General features: G+C 71.9%; 15 protein-coding genes. 5 read left to right on the top strand and 10 right to left on the bottom strand.

Going from position 1 to position 17,016, the window contains the following annotated elements; all coding sequences use genetic code 11:
• Window position 1: 1 nt before the first annotated feature.
• Window positions 2–247, top strand: coding sequence for a hypothetical protein (locus OHS57_RS35140; RefSeq protein ID WP_328584574.1), 246 nt, complete (start codon window positions 2–4; stop codon window positions 245–247).
• An 83-nt stretch (window positions 248–330) separates the two neighbouring features.
• Here OHS57_RS35140 and OHS57_RS35135 read toward each other — a convergent pair whose 3' ends face one another.
• A complete protein-coding gene (locus OHS57_RS35135) occupies window positions 331–2,283 on the bottom strand; it encodes a S53 family peptidase (RefSeq protein WP_328584573.1) in 1,953 nt (650 codons plus the stop codon).
• A gap of 320 nt (window positions 2,284–2,603) precedes the next feature.
• Between OHS57_RS35135 and OHS57_RS35130 the strand changes: the two genes are divergently transcribed.
• Complete coding sequence (locus OHS57_RS35130) at window positions 2,604–3,632, top strand: LacI family DNA-binding transcriptional regulator (RefSeq protein WP_041994609.1); 1,029 nt, start codon at window positions 2,604–2,606, stop codon at window positions 3,630–3,632.
• A 103-nt stretch (window positions 3,633–3,735) separates the two neighbouring features.
• On the top strand, window positions 3,736–4,503 hold the full coding sequence (locus tag OHS57_RS35125; protein ID WP_328584572.1) for a Clp protease N-terminal domain-containing protein: 768 nt from the start codon (window positions 3,736–3,738) through the stop codon (window positions 4,501–4,503).
• A 20-nt stretch (window positions 4,504–4,523) separates the two neighbouring features.
• On the opposite strand, the gene OHS57_RS35120 is transcribed toward OHS57_RS35125, so the two are convergent.
• Window positions 4,524–4,907 carry a VOC family protein gene (locus OHS57_RS35120; RefSeq protein ID WP_328584571.1) on the bottom strand — a complete coding sequence of 128 codons (384 nt, stop codon included), beginning with the start codon at window positions 4,905–4,907 and terminating at the stop codon, window positions 4,524–4,526.
• A gap of 137 nt (window positions 4,908–5,044) precedes the next feature.
• Between OHS57_RS35120 and OHS57_RS35115 the strand changes: the two genes are divergently transcribed.
• A complete protein-coding gene (locus tag OHS57_RS35115) occupies window positions 5,045–5,539 on the top strand; it encodes a hypothetical protein (protein ID WP_041994603.1) in 495 nt (164 codons plus the stop codon).
• A 160-nt stretch (window positions 5,540–5,699) separates the two neighbouring features.
• Here the strand turns inward: OHS57_RS35115 and OHS57_RS35110 are convergent, their stop codons facing one another.
• The gene (locus tag OHS57_RS35110) at window positions 5,700–6,662 is read right to left on the bottom strand and encodes an SDR family NAD(P)-dependent oxidoreductase (RefSeq protein ID WP_328584570.1); all 963 of its coding nucleotides are present in this window, start codon (window positions 6,660–6,662) and stop codon (window positions 5,700–5,702) included.
• 182 nt (window positions 6,663–6,844) lie between these two features.
• Here OHS57_RS35110 and OHS57_RS35105 point away from each other — a divergent pair, with 182 nt between their 5' ends.
• Window positions 6,845–7,834 (top strand): alpha/beta fold hydrolase, encoded by a 990-nt coding sequence (locus OHS57_RS35105; protein WP_328584569.1) that lies wholly within the window; start codon window positions 6,845–6,847, stop codon window positions 7,832–7,834.
• 43 nt (window positions 7,835–7,877) lie between these two features.
• Here OHS57_RS35105 and OHS57_RS35100 read toward each other — a convergent pair whose 3' ends face one another.
• From OHS57_RS35100 to OHS57_RS35070, 7 genes are all read right to left on the bottom strand, one after another.
• A complete protein-coding gene (locus OHS57_RS35100) occupies window positions 7,878–9,653 on the bottom strand; it encodes a SpoIIE family protein phosphatase (protein WP_328584568.1) in 1,776 nt (591 codons plus the stop codon).
• A 79-nt stretch (window positions 9,654–9,732) separates the two neighbouring features.
• Entirely contained in the window at window positions 9,733–10,092 is a 360-nt protein-coding gene (locus tag OHS57_RS35095) for an STAS domain-containing protein (RefSeq protein WP_052457222.1), read from the bottom strand.
• Between the two features lie 30 nt (window positions 10,093–10,122).
• Window positions 10,123–10,902, bottom strand: a complete 780-nt coding sequence (locus tag OHS57_RS35090) for a YqjF family protein (protein WP_328584567.1) — start codon at window positions 10,900–10,902, stop codon at window positions 10,123–10,125.
• Window positions 10,903–10,944: 42 nt separating this feature from the next.
• Window positions 10,945–12,429, bottom strand: coding sequence for a UDP-N-acetylmuramoyl-L-alanyl-D-glutamate--2,6-diaminopimelate ligase (locus tag OHS57_RS35085; RefSeq protein WP_041994594.1), 1,485 nt, complete (start codon window positions 12,427–12,429; stop codon window positions 10,945–10,947).
• 522 nt (window positions 12,430–12,951) lie between these two features.
• Complete coding sequence (locus tag OHS57_RS35080; RefSeq protein ID WP_328584566.1) at window positions 12,952–13,986, bottom strand: DUF2510 domain-containing protein; 1,035 nt, start codon at window positions 13,984–13,986, stop codon at window positions 12,952–12,954.
• Between the two features lie 42 nt (window positions 13,987–14,028).
• Window positions 14,029–15,414, bottom strand: a complete 1,386-nt coding sequence (locus OHS57_RS35075; RefSeq protein ID WP_328584565.1) for a carboxyl transferase domain-containing protein — start codon at window positions 15,412–15,414, stop codon at window positions 14,029–14,031.
• A complete protein-coding gene (locus OHS57_RS35070) occupies window positions 15,407–16,843 on the bottom strand; it encodes an acyl-CoA synthetase (protein ID WP_328584564.1) in 1,437 nt (478 codons plus the stop codon). The genes OHS57_RS35075 and OHS57_RS35070 overlap by 8 nt, the downstream gene beginning before the upstream one ends.
• Window positions 16,844–17,016: the final 173 nt, after the last annotated feature.

The following is a 17,016-nucleotide window of genomic DNA, read 5'->3' as shown; positions in this document are numbered from 1 at the left end:
GATGAGTCTCGACTGGAGTTCGCTGGGCGAGGTGGCACTCGTCAGCATCGGTGTCACCGTCGGCGTCGTGATCGTCTTCTCGCTCGGGGTGCGCGCCCTCGGCTCGGGCGAGGAGGAGAGCGGCGCGGGCGGCGCCACGACACGGCGCGCGGCGACACCCGCCACCGCCGTCGCCGGCCTCTGCTTCCTCGCCTGCGCCGCCGTCGTCGCGTACGGGCTCTATCTGATCATCCCGCAGTTCCACTGAGCGGACGGCGCGAAGGAGCGCACAGCGCGAAGGCGGCCCCCGCGTGGATCACGCGAGGGCCGCCTTCGTGCTGACGTGTCCCGCTACTTCTTGCTGTACGACTTCACGTAGCCGGCCGCCGGACTGCCGACGCCCGTCACGTTGTCGTATCCCGGGGTCGCGGACAGCGAGCTGTCGTGACCGAGGGAACGCAGCGAGGTGGAGATGCCGTCGGTGTCGTCCTGCCCGTTGACGAAGTCGTTACGGACAACGGCGAGACCCTGCCCGGCGCCCAGCGGGTGGTCGTTCACGTCGTGGTAGGACGACGTGCCGTACCGCTGGTAGATGCCGGGGTTGGCGAAGCCGATCGGCAGGCCGTGGTGCGCCTGCTGAGCCAGCGCCTGGACGCCCGCGATGACCGGAGCGGCCAGCGAGGTACCGCCGATGCGGTACTCGTCGTACCCCTGCGTGCCGTCGGCGAGCGTCTGGGTCTGACCGACGAGGAACCCGGTGTTCGGGTCGGCGACGGCCGCGATGTCCGGGATGACACGCATCGGGGCGGTGGTGCCGTTCGCCTTCGAGAGCGAATCGGCGACGACGCCCTTCTGGTAGAACGGCTGCGGCACGGTGGCACTCGTGCCGCCGCCCGCCCCGGAGGTGTAAGACCCCGGGAAGTCCGTCCAGTTGGTGCCGTCGTCCGACAGGGGCGCCAGCAGCGTGCCCCAGCCGGTCTCCCACTTGTACTTGTCGTTCTTGCCGACGGCCAGCGACGTACCGCCGACTGCCGTCACCCACGCCGAGTTGGCGGGAACGTCGGCCTGCTTCGTACCGGTGGACGCGACATTGTCGCCCGCGTCGCCGGAGGAGAAGTAGAAGCCGATGCCCTCGACGGCGCCCGTCTGGAACACCTGGTCGTAGGCGGCGGCGGCGGCCGGTGTCTGGTTGGCCTCCACGTCGCCCCAGGAGTTGGAGACGATGTCGGCGAGGCGCCCGTCGACGATCTTCCCGAGCGAGTCGAGCAGATCGTCGTCGTTGCACGAAGCCCCGCCGACGTAGGTGATGTCGGCGTCGGGAGCGACCGCGTGGACCGCCTCGACGTCGAGCGTCTCCTCGCCGTACCAGCCGGAGGCTCCGCATTCCTCGGTGCTGTTGTAGTCGGCGGGCAGCACCTGGGAGAGCTGTCCCGCACGGTACTTCTTGTCACCGTTACGCTTCGCGTACTCGCCGGCGTCCTTGGCGATCGTCGGCGACGCGTAGGCGTCCGTGATGGCTACGGTGACACCCTTGCCGGAGTAGTTCTTCCCTCCGTACACGGCCCGCAGTTGCTCGCCGGTGTAGCCCTTGATCGCGTACGGCGCTTTCGAACCGTAGGCGGACGGGAGCTTCTTGTCCGTCTTCGACCCGTAATAGGTCGAGAACGGACCGGCGTTGCGGAACACGGCGTCCGGCGGCGGCAGCGTGTCGTCGTGGTGCGACTTGCGCGGCGCGTTGTCGAGACCGGTCACCGTGAGGACGGCGCCGCCCAGCGACGCCGGCACCGAAGGTGTCGCGTCGGGCGCGCGGTACGTCTTGCTGCCCTTCGCGTACTTGTGCAGCTTGACGGAGAACGCCTTCTCCACCGCCGTCTTGGAACCGCTCACCGTCAGGTAGTGCCGGCTGGTGCCGGTCACCTTGAGTCCTGCGGACTTCACCCAGGCGGTGACCTGGGCTATCTGCTGCTCGCTCGCACCGAAGCGGGCCGCCGTCTGCTTCGCGCTCAGATACTTGCCGTACGAGGCGGAGTTCGGGTCGGACACCTCCTTGGCGTACTGCGCGAGACCAGCGGCGTCACGTCCGGCGAGATAGACGCGAGCGGTGATCTTGCCGGCATCCGGGGCGGCACCACGGTCCGCCTGCTGCGTCGCCCAGAGCGGCTTGATGCCGTGGAGGGCGGCGCGTCCGGCGGGGCCGCTGTCGGCTCCGGCGGACTGGATACCGAGCGCCAGGGCACCGGTGGCCATGGACAGTGTCGCTGCCCAGGCCAGTCCGGCCCGCAGGCGCGGTCGGCTGGATCTCATAGAACCCCCTGCGTTGCTAGTGAACGCGCGTGGCGGGGCGAGGTAGTTGGTGGCCACACGCAATGAGCCACTCTGTCGATCAACTGTTCATATGGGGTACATGCATTGGCCAAAGGAACCCCAAAGGCCGCCCATGCGCCCACCAACTGCCCAGGTCAAGCGGGCACATCGCCGCTATGTCCGGCAACGGACCGTCATGTCGGGGAAAGACGCCTTGCGTCCACGCACGGAAACCGGCCAGCGGCATTCCCGTGCACCTTGGGAGCGCTCCCAGTCGATTATGGAAGACTCTCCACAGACATCACGGAGCAGGAGAACAGATGAACCCCCGCAACCGGCAGGGCCAGAGACCGACCCTTGAGGCCGTCGCCGCGCTGGCCGGCGTGGGCCGGGGCACGGTCTCCCGGGTCGTCAACGGCTCGACCGGCGTCAGCCCGAAGGCCAGGAAGGCCGTCGAGGCAGCGATCGCCGAGCTCAACTACGTGCCCAACCCGGCGGCGCGGAGCCTCGTCACCAGCAGGACCGACAGCATCGCGCTGGTGATCCCCGAGTCGGAGAGCCGGCTGGCCTCCGAGCCGTACTTCTCCGCCGTCATCAGGGGGGTGAGCACGGAACTGGCCGACACGGAGATGCAGTTGCTGCTGATCCTCGTCCGCAACCCGCGTGAGCTGACCAGGCTGACCCGGTTCCTGGAGGCGCAGCGGGTCGACGGGGTGCTGCTGGTCGCCGTGCACCGGGACGATCCGCTGCCGGCGCTGCTGGAGAAGATGCAGATCCCGACCGTGCTCGCCGGCCGGCGCTCACCGGCCGAGGCCCTCAGCCATGTGCACGCGGACAACCTCGGCGGGGCCGCGTCCGCCGTCCGCCACCTGCTCGGCAAGGGGCGCCGTACGGTCGCGACGATCACCGGACCGCTGGACATGGACGTGGGCCACAGCCGTCTCCAGGGGTGGCGCGACGCCCACACCGAACTCGGCGTACGGCCGGACGAGACGCTGGTGGCCCCCGCCGACTTCACCGAGGACGGCGGCCGGGCCGCCATGGGCGAACTGCTCGACCGGCGGCCCGACATCGACGCGGTCTTCGCCGCTTCCGACGTGATGGCGGCCGGTGCGATGACCGAGCTGCGCCGGCGCGGCCGGCGCGTCCCCGAGGACGTGGCGATCGTCGGCTTCGACGACTCGATCGTGGCGCACCACACCGTGCCGCCCCTGACGAGTGTGCGCCAGCCGACCGAGGACATCGGACGGTCCATCACCCGGCTGCTGCTCGACGAGATCCGCGACCCGGCCAAGAGCCACCGCCAGTTGACGCTCCCGACCACCCTCACCCACCGGGGCACCGCCTGATCCGGCCGCCGAGACCGCCCGTACCGACCTGACCCCTTACACCATAACCCCTCCGGGGTTACGGTGGGGGTACATTGTCGATCCAGCATCGGAGCGGTCTGTCATGCCCAAAATCAATGTGTATCTGCCGGACGACCTGGCGGAAGCGGTCAAGGACGCCGGGGTGCCGGTGTCGGCCGTCTGCCAGCGTGCGCTCGAACAGGCGGTTCGGCGGGTGACCGCCATCCGCGAAACCGTCCTGAGCGGGCTGGACATCGAGGAACCCGTCGGAGCCCTCTCCCACTTCACCTCACGCACCCGCACGGTGCTCAAGCTCGCCGTGGCGGACGCGCGTTCGTCCGGCGAGCAGGTGGGCACCGGCCATCTGCTCGCCGCCGTACTGGCCGAGGGCGGCAACCTCGCGCTTCAGGTGCTGCGCGCCATGGAGATTCCCCCCACCCAGGTCACCCGCGACCTCGGCCTGCGGCGCGCCGGGACGGCGCAGGACGGCCGGGCCGGCGACGGCGGGGATCCTCAGCTGAGCGTGGAGGCCGCCGCCGCACTCGAGTTGACGGTCACGGAGGCCACCTCCCTGGGTCACAACTACGTCGGCTGTGAGCATCTGCTGCTCGGCCTCGCCGCCGAGCCGGACGGCACGGCGGGTCAGGTGCTGCGCGGCCTCGGCGCCGAGCCCCGGCTGGTGCGCCGCGCCGTCACCGCGGCGCTGGCCGGTTACGTCCATCTGCGCGCGCAGGTGACGTCCCAGGAGGGTGCGGCGGCGCCGGCCGCGGGGCAGCAGGCACTCGCCGCCGCCGTCCGGCGGGAGATCCAGCCGCTGACGGAGCGCATCGGCCGACTGGAGGAGCATCTCGGGCTCGGCGAGGCCCGCTGACCCGACGGCCCGTCAGTCCGTCAGTCCGTCGCCACCCAGAGGCAGAACGGGTGGCCCGCCGGGTCGAGGCAGACCCGTACGTCGTCCTGCGGCTGGAACGCGGCGACCTCGGCGCCGAGCGACACCGCGTAGGCCGTGGCGGACACCAGATCGTCCACCTCGATGTCCAGATGGAGCATCATCTGCTGACGGCCGTCCTCGGCGGGCCAACGGGGCCGCGTGTAGGACTCCTCGTGCTGGACCGCCACGCTCGCGCCGCCGCCCGGCGGTGTCAGCTTGACCCAGTCGGGCTCGTCCTGCGCGACGTCCCAGCCGAGGAGTTCCCGGTAGAAGCCCGCCAGCAGCGGCACATCGGGGGCGGACAGAACCGTGCCCGTCAGGGTCATTCGCGGCGCTTTCGCCATCTCCGATGACCTTCCTTGTCGTGAAGTGTCCCGATTTTGTAACAGGCAGCGGGCCCTACAACTCCTGCCCGGCCTCACGGGTCGTAATGAATGTGACGCGTGACCAGCGTCACTCAATCGAGGAAACGGGGCAAGACATGATCTTCTCTCAGCGTGCCACCGCGATCGGCGCACTCGCCACCACCCTGGTCTGCGGGGCGGCGATTCTCGCACCGCAGGCAGGGGCCGCCACCCGGACCGAGGCCGCGGCCAAGCCGGTTCCGAAGGCAGCGGCAGCGGCGGTCTACAACGGCGTCTGTGGCGCCGGCTACGGGGTCGTGAACTCGGCGCCGATCGGTACGGCGGGGACGGTCTTCCTCACGTACAACGCGAAGACCGGCAAGAACTGCGTCGTGACGCAGCGGGCCAAGACCGGCGCCAAGGTGTACATGGTGGCGAGCATCCGCCTGGCCCCGAGCGGCGTTCCGGTGGTCGACGCCGGGAACTACACGTCGTACGCGGGTCCGGTCTACCTGGCCGCCAAGGGACAGTGCGTCAGCTGGTCGGGCACCATCGGTGACTCGACCGCGGGCAAGAACGGCACCAACTGCGCCAAGCTCGCCAACGCCCTGCCGGGCGCAGCGAAGAACTAGCACCGCAGCGGAAACAGGGGCGCGGCACAGTACGAAGCGGGGGCGCTCCCCTGTCGTCACACTCCTCCCCGGCCCGACAGTCTGACCACCTGTCCGGCCGGGGAGGTCGTGCGTTCACGGCGCCACGTACGGCGCCGCGTCACGAACTGCCGCGCCCCGCTCAGGCGGTGGCGGCGAAGGCGTCGACGCCGGTCAGTTCCGCCGAGAGCGCCCACAGCCGGGCCGCCTGCTCGGGGTCGGTGGCGTACGCGCGCACGCCGCCCTTGAACTCGCCCTCGTCCGCGGGTTCCGCGATGTCGCAGTCCTCGCAGTACACCCCGCCCTTCCCGGCGAGCTGCGGCGAGGTCGCGGCCCACACCTGGGTGGCGGCGCCCTGTTCGGGCGTCTTGAACGAGTTGTTGAGCAGATTGCCGTCCTTGTCGATCCACCCCAGCGCGATCTGCTCCGCCTTGGGCAGATGGCGCTGCAACGGGGTGAGGATGCCGCCGGGATGCAGCGAGAAGGCCCGCACGCCCTTCTCCTGGGCCAGCGCGTCGAGCCGCACGGCGAACAGCGCGTTGGCCGTCTTCGCCTGGCCGTACGCCTGCCACTTCTCGTAGCCGTGCTCGAACTGGAGGTCGTCCCAGCGGATGGCCGAGTTGCGGTGGCCCGCCGAGGAGACGGAGATGATCCTCGCGCCCGGGGCGACGGCCGGCCACAACCGGTTGACCAGGGCGAAGTGACCGAGGTGGTTGGTCGCGAACTGCGCCTCCCAGCCCGGCCCGACCCGGGTCTCCGGGCAGGCCATCACGGCGGCGCTGTTGATCATGATGTCGATGGCACGGCCCGAGGCGAGGAAGCGGTCGGCGAAGGCCCGTACGCTCTCCAGGTCGCCGAGGTCCAGTTCGTCCACCTCGACCCCGTCGAGGCCGGCGAGCGCCTCCTGCGCCACCTCACGGCGGCGGGCCGGTACGACGACGTGGGCGCCGGCGCCTGCCAGGGCGCGTGTCGTCTCCAGGCCGAGGCCCGAGTAGCCGCCGGTCACCACGGCGAGTTTCCCGGTGAGGTCGATCCCGTGCAGCGTCTCGGCCGCCGTGGTGCGGGCTCCGAACCCTGATCCGATCGTGTGTTGCGGCGTTGTCATACATCTCAGGCTACGGATTCGAGCGCGCTCGAAGTCAAGCGTCCCCCGGCTGAACGAGTGTCGAATCCATCAGCGGGTCCCGGCGGGCGAAACGCCCTCGTACGGGGCAATGATGTCCGGTCGGCTCGCGCGTACTGCTAGGCAAGGACGTCGTTGCCCGTTTCGGAGCTCTGGAGCCACCCATGACCATCGATGCCGTCCTCGCCCAGGACCAGCAATCGCCGCGTGCTCACCGGACCGTCCCGGAGCAGGCGGCCGACCGGGACGGCGTACCCGGCCGGGTCGAGGAGCGGGATCTCACGTTCGACGGGTTCCGCTACACCTGCCGGATCGTGCACAACGAGACGCCGGTGACCGAGCCCCTGCTGGTGCTCGGCGGGTCGTCGCAGGACCGCAACTCGTGGCAGCGGCACGAGAAGTGGCTCGCCCCGCTGGGGCAGGTGATCACCGTCGACCTGCCCGGTTACGGGACCGCCGACTTCCTGCCCGCCTCGTACGGCGTCGACTTCCTGGCCGCGGCGGTCCGGCATCTGCTGACGGAGCTGGGGGTGGCGCGGATCAATCTGGTCGCCGCCTGCTACGGCGGCGCCGTCGGGGTGCGCTTCGCCCAGCACTACCCGGGGATGCTGGCGCGGCTGCTGCTGGTCGGCATGACGACCCGGATCCCGGCCGACTACGCGGCGGCGATGGAACGCTGGGCCGTGATGATCGAGCGTGGTGAGACGGAGACCATCGCACGCGAGCTGGCGGACCGGTTCATGTCCCCGCCCGGCACCGGGCGGGTGCGCAAGCACGCGGCGGTGTCCCGGCTGGTCTACCAGCAGATCGCGGGACAGACGCCCGAGCAGCTGCGGATGTCGGCCGAGCACAACACCCGCTTGATGCGCCACGAGTGGTACCGCCCCGAGCCGGTGCCCGCCGTGCCGAGCCTGGTCGTGACCGGTGAGCACGACACCCTGTGCACCCCGGAGATGGGCCGCGAGGTGGCGGCGCGGCTGCCCGAGGCGCGGTTCCTCACCATCGAGGAGACGGACCATCTGGCGCCGGTGGAGCGGATCGCCGACTTCGCGGATCTCGTCGCGCGGTTCTGCACGGACCGTCCGCTGGACGATCAGGCGTACTGCAGCGCCCCGGAGACCCTGGGCACGGCGGTGGCCGCCGAGCGGCGCTGAGCGGGGCGTACGGCGCCCGTCGGCGGCCGTGCGGATACAGCGGTCACGGCGCGGGCGGGATACGGGCGGCGATCAGGGTGATGTCGTCCCTGATGTCGCCGAGCGTCCTGGCGAGGGTGACGCACAGCCGGTCCAGCGGCTGTGCGTGGTGGACGGCGGTGTGCTGCCGCAGCCGGGTCATACCGGTGTCGATGTCCTGGGTGCGGGACTCGATCAGGCCGTCGGTGTAGAGCAGGACGGTCGATCCGGGCGGCAGTTCGGTGGTGGCGGTCGGGCGGACGGTGTTCGGGCGCAGCCCGATCAGCATGGAGTGCGCGTCGGTCAGGTACCGGGTCCTGCCGTCGGCGGTGATGAGCAGCGGCGGCGGGTGGCCCGCCGTGGACCAGCTGAGCTGCCAGGCGCCGTCCGGCAGGGCGTGCAGCCGGGCCAGTACGACGGTGGCGGAGTCGGCGAGCCCCAGATGTGCCTGTGCGTTGTCCAGGCGGCGCAGGATGGTGCCGGGGTCCTCGTCGGGCCGGTCCACAGCCAGGGCCCGCAGCATGTTGCGCAGCTCGCTCATCCGCGCCGCGGCCTGTATGTCGTGGCCCGTGACGTCACCGACCACCAGGGCGAGGTCCCCGTCGGGCAGCGGGAACGCGTCGTACCAGTCACCGCCGACCTCGGCGGTCCGCTCGGCGGGCCGGTAGTGCGCGGCCAGTTCCAGCGTGCTGACGTCGGGCAGATCCGTGAGCAGGGCGCGCTGGAGGGTGGCCGCGATGTCGGCCTGCTGGGCGTGCAGCCGGGCGTTGTCGAGTCCGAGCGCGGTACGGCGCGCCACTTCCTCGGCGAGCACCCGGTCGGCGGCGCTGAACGGCGGGCCCGCCGCGCCCCGGCTGAGGGTCAGCGCGCCGAAGGTGCTGGTGCGCAGCCGCACGGGCACGATCAGGACGTGCTCGGCCGCGAGTTCGGTGAGCATGGCTGTCGTGGCCCTGCCGAGTGCGTCGCCTTCGGCGGGCGGCGCCGGGTCCCCGGTGTGGAAGGGCGCGCTCAGATACTGGGTCGGTCCGCCGGTCAGCACCTGGGCCAGCGGCGCCGCCGAGGCCTCCGCGTACGCGGGCGGGTCGGCTTCGAGCACTTCGGCGGGGACCTGGTCGGTGTCCTGGTGGGTCCAGGCGGTTCGCCGTACCCGCCCCCGGTCGACGACGAGGTCGATGACGGCGGCGTCGGCGAGCCGGGGCACCAGCAGCCTGGCGACCCGGGCAAGGGCCTCGTCCGCCTCCAGGGTGCTCACCAGGGCCAGCGTCAGATCGCCGAGCCAGGTGGCCTCGGCCAGTTCGTACTCGGCCTGTTCCCGGGCCATCTCGCTGTACGCGTAGCGGTCCGCGCTGCGGTCGATGCGTTCCCGCTCGGCGCCGGTGTCGTGGAACACCACGACAGCGCCGCCGGGGCCGTCCGCCGCGCCCCTGCCGCGCGGCAGGGGCGCCGCCGACCACCAGACGGGCAGCTGGGTGCCGTCGGCGCGCAGCAGTACGGCCCTGTCCCCGCTGACCCGGCGTCCGGCGGCGACCACGCTGTGGGCGGGCTGCTGGACGGGCACGCCGTGCTCGCCGGCGCGCGGCGGGTGCAGCGCGAGCTGCGCGTCGAGTCCGACGAGGCCGCCGGGGGCGTAGCCGAGAAGGTGTTCGGCCCAGGGGTTGCAGGCGATGACGCGGCCGGTGGCGTCGACGGCGTACATACCGGCCCCCGCGTGGTCGAACAGCGCGGACAGCAGGTCGCCGTCGGCGTACCCGCCCGGTTCCAGGCCGAGGTCGGAGCTGACGTCTGAGCTGACGTCGGACATGATCTCCCCCACGTAGTGTGTCTGCCGCGCGCCGGCGGCAGGGCCTTGCGGACCATGGTTCGGCGGCCCCGTCACGAGGTCAGCCGGACCGCCCCTCGCAGGCGGCCTTCCGATCCGCGTACCCGGGGATGACCTCGGAGAGTCCGGTCAGTTCAAGCAGTTTGCTGACCTGTGAGCCCGCCGCGGCGATCCGCAGCCCGCCGCCGGGCCGCGCCTCCGCCCGGCGCATTCCGTACACCAGCACACCGATACCGGCGGAGTCCATGAACGACACGAGGGCGAGGTCGAGCACGATCCGGGTCCTGTTCTCGGCCAGCAGCGCGTCGAGCGCCTCACGTACCTCGGGCACCAGGCCCAGGTCCACCTCTCCCGCGAGCACGACCACCGCCCAGTCCCCCGGACCGTCGGCCAGGTGCACGGTGGATGCCGGAACCAGCACTGTGGTTCCTCCTCACGCTGAAGAGCCCGATCATGTCACCTGTTCGGCGGGGGCGGGACGCGGGCGGCCGAACCGTACCGGCACGCCGGGCGAGTAGAGCACGCTCACCGGACCGTCCGCCGGTGCGGGCAGCCCGGCGGCGGTCAGCAGGTCCTCGGAGAGCTCGGTCAGTTCGGCGCGGTGCAGGTCCCAGCGCGGATGGCTGTTCGGCAGGAAGAGCGGGCGTCCCAGCACGGTGTTGTGCAGCCCCCAGCGGGCCGTCACGAAGTGTTCGAGCGCGGTGGGCTCCTCGACGCGCTCCCCCACCCGCAGCCGGATCCTGCTGGCCGCGCCGCGCGGTCCCGGCCACCGCCTGCGGCTGGTGTACGTGAGGGTGTCGCCGTCGCGTTCGACGGTCATCCGGGACCAGACGTACGGCAGCGCGAAGGCGGCCCTGCCGACGGCGACGGGGATCAGCCGGGAGGCGTCGAGCGAGCGGAAGACCACACCGCGCCTGCCCTGTCCGTCGACGGAGTACAACCGGACGTTGGTCTCGGGGAAGCTGCCCAGATACGGGATGCCGGGCAGCCGGAGCCAGCCGATGCGGTGCATGCGGAAGGCGACGAGTCCCACGTAGGTGGTCCCGTCGAGGGTGTCGGGGACGGTCCCCGGCGGCAGCAGCGGAGCCACCGTCGCCGGGTCGGCGGCCCAGTGCAGGAAGGCGAGGTCCAGCCACGACTGGGTGAGCAGGGGCCTCGGCTCCTGCCTGGGCGGATCGGGGGTGACCGGCTCGGGCGTGACCGGTTCGGGGGCGCTGGCGGTGGGCGGCACGCGGCCAGCATCGCAGAAGTCCACCCGCCGCCCGGGCCCCGGTCAGGAACCGGCGAGTTCGCGCACGGTCGCCATGTCGCTGAACGGGATCAGCTGCTCGCCGACGATCTGGTACGGCTCGCTGCCCTTGCCCGCGATGAGCACGATGTCGTCGCGCCCGGCGGAGGCCAGCGCGAAGGCGATGGCCTCGCGGCGGTCGGCGAGCCGCTCGTACGGGGTGCCGGTGGCGGCGAGGCCGGGGGCGATCTGGTCCAGGATCGCCTCCGGGTCCTCGTCACGCGGGTTGTCGGAGGTCAGCACGCACAGATCGGAGTGTGTGCCGGCGATCTCGCCCATGGTGGCGCGCTTGGTGATGTCGCGGTCGCCGCCGCAGCCGAAGACGGTGAGGACCCGGCCGCGCGCGAAGTCCTTGATGGTGGTGAGGACTTTCTCCAGCGAGTCGGGCGAGTGCGCGTAGTCCACGATGACGGCGGTGCCCTTCGGGGTCTCGAAGCGCTCGAACCGGCCGGGGATCGGCGGCATCCGGTCGAGTGCGCCCACCAGCCCGCGCAGGTCGTGGCCGAGCTGGTGGCAGGCGGCGAGGGTGGCGAGGGCGTTGGCCACCGAGAAGCGGCCGGGGACCGGGATCGCCGCCGGGTACTTGTGTCCCGCGTGGTGCAGGGTGAAGCGGGTGCCGAAGGCGTCCATGTGCAGATCGGTCGCCCGGTAGTCGGCCTCGGCGTCCAGGGCGTACGTCTTGACGTTCCCCGGCATCATCGCGGCGATCCCGGCGCCCACCGGGTCGTCGGCGTTGACGACGGCGCGCCGGCAGAGTCCTTGGAACAGCCGGAGTTTGGCGTCCCGGTAGTTCTCCATCGTGCCGTGGTCGTCGAGGTGGTCCTGCGTCAGGTTGGTGAAGATGCCGACGTCGATGAAGGAGTGGTCGACGCGGTGCGTGAGCAGCCCCATCGAGGTGGCCTCCAGCACGACGGTGCCGACCGAGCGGTCCCGCATGACGCCCAGCAGGTACTGGAAGTCGGGCGACTCGGGTGTGGTCAGCACGGATCTCGGCATGGGGATCAGCTCGTCGCCGATCCGGCTGCCGGCCGTGCCGATGACGCCGACGTGGGCGCCTTCGGCAAGTCGCAGCACGGACTCCACCATGTAGGAGACGGAGGTCTTTCCGTTGGTACCGGTGACGGCCACCATGTCCATCGCGCGGCCCGGTTCGCCGTAGTAGCGGGAGGCGACGACGGCCGCGGTCACCCGGGTGTCGCGTACCCGCACCACGCACACGTTCTCGTCGGCGGCCCAGGCGGGCGCCGGCAGGTCGGGAGAGCCCGCGTCGACCAGTACGGCGACGGCGCCGCGGGCGAGCGCGGGGCCGACCGACTCGGGGCCGCCCTCCCGGTGTCCCGGCACCGCGATGAACAGCGAGCCCGGGGTGGCCCGGTGGGCGTCGAAGCAGGTGCCCGCGGTGATCGCCGTCTCCGTGTCGCCCTGCAGAATCTGGTGGTCGTGTCCGGCGAGCAACTCGCTCAGCTTCACAGGGATCCTCTCGAAGGTGCGGCGTCACCGGCCGTACGGCGGGCACCGAGGGGCGCCCGTCGCGCGCCGTGGCGTCGCTGGGGTGTGGGGAGATACGGGACGTGCGCCGTACGGGAAAGTGCGGATGGTGGGATGCCGCGCCTGGGGGCGCCGGTGCCTCTGGGGCCGGGGCGGACCTGGCTGATGCCGGTCCTGGCGTACGGCGGGATCAGGGCCGCGCTGCCGTCCGGGATACCTCGGGACGTGTTAGCCGTGGCCGTGCAGGGCGCGGCAGCCGGCTTCCGGTGCGGACACCGGGCCGGGGCCGTTCGCCACCGCGTGAGCGGCGGCCGAACACAACGCGCAGGGCACGGCCTGTCGCAGGCACTCCCTCATCGCACGTGTACAACCCATAAGAGGAGTGTACGTGCGATGGGGCCCTCCCGGCCCTGTCCGCACCCCGGAAAGATCTCGAAGGGCGGCCCGCCGATGCGGACCGCCCTTCGGAACTACGTGCTGAGCCGGGTGATTGTGGCTGTGCCGTCAGGCTCCCTGGCCGCTGCCGCCGGCCGCGCCGGACGCCGCCTTGATGCCCTTGGTGATCTGGTCCATGACTGTCAGCTTGGGCGCCTTGGTGTTGACGTCGAAGCCGGAGCGGACGAGAACCAGCAGCTTGGGGCTGGACGGTGACGGGAAGGCCAGCGACTGCACATAGCCGTCGTCGCCCTTGGCCGTGACGACCTTCCACCGCACCAGATAGCCCTGCTGGCCCGCCACGGTGACCGCTTCGGACTTGAGCTGCTGGTGGGAGGTGATCTTTCCGTAGACCGAGCCGCCGTACGACTCCTTGGCGTTGGCGGCGATGTCCTTCTCCGCGGTCGCCTTGGCGGTCGTCGCCTGGTTGTTCAGGGCCGCGGCCGGCGAGGAGGAGACCCCGCCGCGCTCGCACATCTTGGAGGCGTCGCCCGGGCACTTGTAGTCGCCGGTCGAGACGGCGGCGCCGACCGTGCCCGACTGGCCCTTCCAGCCGTCCGGCACGGGGATGCTGATGCCGCTCGCCGCGTCGGTGGCGAAGCCCGCCTCGGTCTGCGGCTGCTGCGGTCCGCCGTTCTGGCCGCCGCCGGTGCTGCCACCGCCGTCGTCCCCGCCGCCGCTTCCTCCGGTGTCCCCGCCGCCGTTGCCACCGCCGCCGAGACCGCCGTTCCCGCCACCGAGACCGCCGTCGCCGCCCAGGCCGCCGTTGTCGCCTCCGCCACCGGGCTGTGAGGAGGCCGCGGACGGGGCGGAACTCGCGTTGTCGTCGTCGCCGCCGCTCCGCCCGAGCAGATAGAAACCGCCGGCCAGCGCCGCGGCCACCACCACGGCCGTGGCACCGATGGCGAATCGCCGGCCGCGCCTGCGGGGGGCCGGTGGGGGCGCCGCCGGGTAGGGCGGCGCTCCGGGGGCGCCCCAGGCCGCCGGGTCGGCGGAGCGGAGCTGATCGGTCCACGCCGATCCGTCCCACCATCGTTCCTGACGGGGGCCGTCACCTGTGTGTCCTGGATCGGGATGCCAGCCTGGCGGAGTCGAATACGTCACGGCTTCACCTTAAACACCTTGTCTGAAAGGCCGGTGAGAGGCTCATGAGAATAACGACGGCACCACCCCTCTGACGGCTCCGAGTTCCAGCAGATCCTGGGGCCGCAGCCGTAGCTGGTCGGCTGTCGCGCGGATCTCCTCCGGGGGGCGTTTGAGGATCGACGCGGCGGCCTCGGGCGCGATGACGGAGAAGTAACTGTCCGGTGTGGCCCAGGTGTTGCCGGGAGCGGACAGGGCCAGTGCGCCGCCCGAGCCGCCTTCGCCGATCAGCAGCGTGGTGACCGGGACCCGGACGGTGGCCATGGCGGCGAAGCAGTCGGCGATGGCGGCGCCCGCGCCGGTGCGTTCCGCCTCGGCGTCGTTGGCGGCGCCGGGTGTGTCGACGAGCGTGAGGACCGGGATGGAGAGCCGGTCGGCGAGCCGGATCAGCCGGGCGGCGGTCCGGTAGCCGGCCGGCAGGGTGGGGGTGCCGCACTGCGCCGCGTAGGCGACCGTACGCCCGTCGCGCCGTCCGAAGCCGCAGAGCATGCCGGGGTCGGTGCCGCCGCAGCGGTCGCCGTTGACCGGCTCGGATCCGCTGAAGTACGCGTTGAGGTAGGCGGCCGCGCGTGGCCGCAGCGGTGATCTGGCCTGGCCGACCGCGTCCCAGCCGCTGCCGGGCAGGCCGGTGTGACCGAGCCCCACGGGCGGTGGCGCGGGCTCGGTGGAGGCTCCGGTGAGCAGAGTCAGCCAGCGGGCGACGGCTGCCCGCAGGTCGCCCTCGGCCACGATGCCGTCGATATGACCGGCCGCCAGCTGGGCCTCGGCCGTGTACGCGTACGGGTCGGCGTCGGCCGGCCGGACCCGCGATCCGGCGAAGCCGATCTGGGCGCCCGGCAGCGCCAGTACGACATCGGCGCCCGCGCCGAGCGTGGCCCAGCCGCCGCCGGCTGTGGGGTCGCGCACCACCGCGAGCTGCGGCAGCCCCGCGCTCCGGTTGAGCGCCGACTGCCGTGCCACCCGCTGGAGTTGGAGCAGCGCGCGGATGCCTTCCTGCATGCGGCTGCCGCCGGTGGCGATCAGTGAGACGACGGGCAGCCGTGCTTCGCGGGCGTGGGTGTAGGCCGCTTCGAGCCGGTCGCCGGTGGCTTCGCCGAGCGAGCCGCCGAGGAAGCCGAACTCGAAGGAGATCAGCACCGCTTGGCCGCCGCCGATGCGTGCAAGACCGCAGACGACGGATTCGTCCTCGCCGGTGAGTTCGGCGGCGCGGGCGCGCTGTTCGTCGTACCCCTTCCAGCCGAGCGGTCCGCCGGGCGCCGATTCGCGGCGCGGGGCGGGCAGTTCGGTGAAGGTGCCGGGGGCGCCGCCGGTGACGGCGGCAATCGCCTGACGTGCCGTCAGGCGGCCGGCTCTGCCACTGGTCCCGTCGGCCGCTCCGCTGTCAGTCATGGAGCGCCCGCTTCATGATCTTGCCCATGTCGTTGCGGGGCAGGGCATCCAGATAGCGCACGACGCGCGGCCGTTTGTGCGCCGACAGCTGCGCGGTCACATGCGCGGCGAGGGCTTCGGGGGTCGGTGGTTGGCCGGGCTGTTCGGGGACGATCCAGGCGACGATCCGCTCGCCGAGGTCGTCGTCGGGCTCCCCCGTCACCGCCGCCTCGCGCACACCCGGGTGTTCGAGCAGGACGCTCTCGATCTCGCCCGCGCCGATCTTGTAGCCCCCGCTCTTGATCAGGTCGGTGGCCTTGCGGCCGACGATCCGGATGTTGCCCTCCGCGTCGCGGGTGGCCATGTCGCCGGTGCGGAACCAGCCGTCGGTCATGGCCGCCGCGGTCGCGTCGGGCCGGTTCAGATACTCCGTGAACAGGTTCGGGCCGCGTACCTGGATCTCGCCGATGCTCTCGCCGTCCGACGCGTCGAGCAGCGCGTCCGACTCGTCGACGAGCCGCAGCTCCACACCGGGGAGCGGCGGTCCGACCGTTCCGGTGCGCGGTTCGCCGTCGGCGCGGACGCTGGTGTTCATCAGCGTCTCCGTCATGCCGTAGCGCTCGACGACGCCGCGCCCGGTCGCCGCCGCGATACGCCGGTGGTCGTGGACGGGCAGCCCGGCGGACCCCGACACCAGCAGCCGGGCACCGGCCAGGGCCTTCACGAGCGCGGGGTCGTCGGGGAGCGCTTCCGCGACGCGGTGGTACATGGTCGGTACGCCGAAGAGCATCGTGCCGCCCCCGGCGAGCGCGCGGGCGACGGCCCCGTTCTCGAAGCGGCCCAGATGGACGACGGAGCCGCCCCGGCGCAGCGGGCCGAGGATGCCGAGGATCAGTCCGTGGACGTGGAAGAGCGGCAGCGCGTGGACCAGGACGTCGTCGGCGGTCCACTGCCAGGCGTCGGCGAGCGCGTCGAGGGTGGCGGCGACGGCGCGCCGTGACAGGACGGCGCCCTTCGGCGGGCCTGTGGTGCCGGAGGTGTAGACGATCAGTGCGGGTGACTCGGCAGAAGGCTCGTCGGGCAGTGCGGCGCCGGGTCCTGACGCCCGCGGGTCGACGCGTTCCAGCCCGGCCAGCGCGGGCGGGAGTTCGGCGTCCTGCTCCGCGATGACCAGCGAGGGCGCGCTGTCGGTCACGACATGGGCCAGCTCGCGCTCCCCGCTGCCGGGGTTGACCGGTACGGCGGGCACCCCGGCGAGCAGCGCTGCCACCACGCCCACCGCTGTGCCCAGGGTGGGGGTCGCCCACACGGCGACCCGATCGCTGCCCGCGATCCGGGCGGCGACGCCGGTCGCCGTAGCGGCCAGCTCGTCGTAGCTGAGCGTGCGGTCGCCGAATCGCAGGGCGGGCCGGTCCGAGCCCGTTGCCAGGGCTGGGAAAAGAGAGGACACGCGTCGTTCTCCAGGGGTGTCGACGAGTCTGGCCGGTCGACACGAAGCCTGGCACACGCACGGGAAAGCCCCGACTGGTTCGGGGGGTTCCAGTCGGGGCCGTTCCTGGGTGGCCGCTCAGCCACATATGGATGAACGCTCAACCATAGGTCGGTGTTCCAGGGCGCCCGTAC

It is taken from the genome of Streptomyces sp. NBC_00370, from assembly GCF_036084755.1.
GTDB lineage: Bacteria > Actinomycetota > Actinomycetes > Streptomycetales > Streptomycetaceae > Streptomyces.
The sequence above is the reverse complement of the archived record's forward strand: the minus strand, read 5'-3'. Positions and strand labels throughout refer to the sequence as shown.

What these genes read in the sequence shown, in the direction of transcription:
- OHS57_RS35105 (WP_328584569.1), top strand. Translation starts at nt 6,845, where the DNA reads ATGACCATCGATGCCGTCCTCGCCCAGGACCAGCAATCGCCGCGTGCT.
- OHS57_RS35100 (WP_328584568.1), bottom strand. Translation starts at nt 9,653, where the DNA reads ATGTCCGACGTCAGCTCAGACGTCAGCTCCGACCTCGGCCTGGAACCG.
- OHS57_RS35110 (WP_328584570.1), bottom strand. Translation starts at nt 6,662, where the DNA reads ATGACAACGCCGCAACACACGATCGGATCAGGGTTCGGAGCCCGCACC.
- OHS57_RS35130 (WP_041994609.1), top strand. Translation starts at nt 2,604, where the DNA reads ATGAACCCCCGCAACCGGCAGGGCCAGAGACCGACCCTTGAGGCCGTC.
- OHS57_RS35140 (WP_328584574.1), top strand. Translation starts at nt 2, where the DNA reads ATGAGTCTCGACTGGAGTTCGCTGGGCGAGGTGGCACTCGTCAGCATC.
- OHS57_RS35115 (WP_041994603.1), top strand. Translation starts at nt 5,045, where the DNA reads ATGATCTTCTCTCAGCGTGCCACCGCGATCGGCGCACTCGCCACCACC.
- OHS57_RS35125 (WP_328584572.1), top strand. Translation starts at nt 3,736, where the DNA reads ATGCCCAAAATCAATGTGTATCTGCCGGACGACCTGGCGGAAGCGGTC.
- OHS57_RS35075 (WP_328584565.1), bottom strand. Translation starts at nt 15,414, where the DNA reads ATGACTGACAGCGGAGCGGCCGACGGGACCAGTGGCAGAGCCGGCCGC.
- OHS57_RS35120 (WP_328584571.1), bottom strand. Translation starts at nt 4,907, where the DNA reads ATGGCGAAAGCGCCGCGAATGACCCTGACGGGCACGGTTCTGTCCGCC.
- OHS57_RS35135 (WP_328584573.1), bottom strand. Translation starts at nt 2,283, where the DNA reads ATGAGATCCAGCCGACCGCGCCTGCGGGCCGGACTGGCCTGGGCAGCG.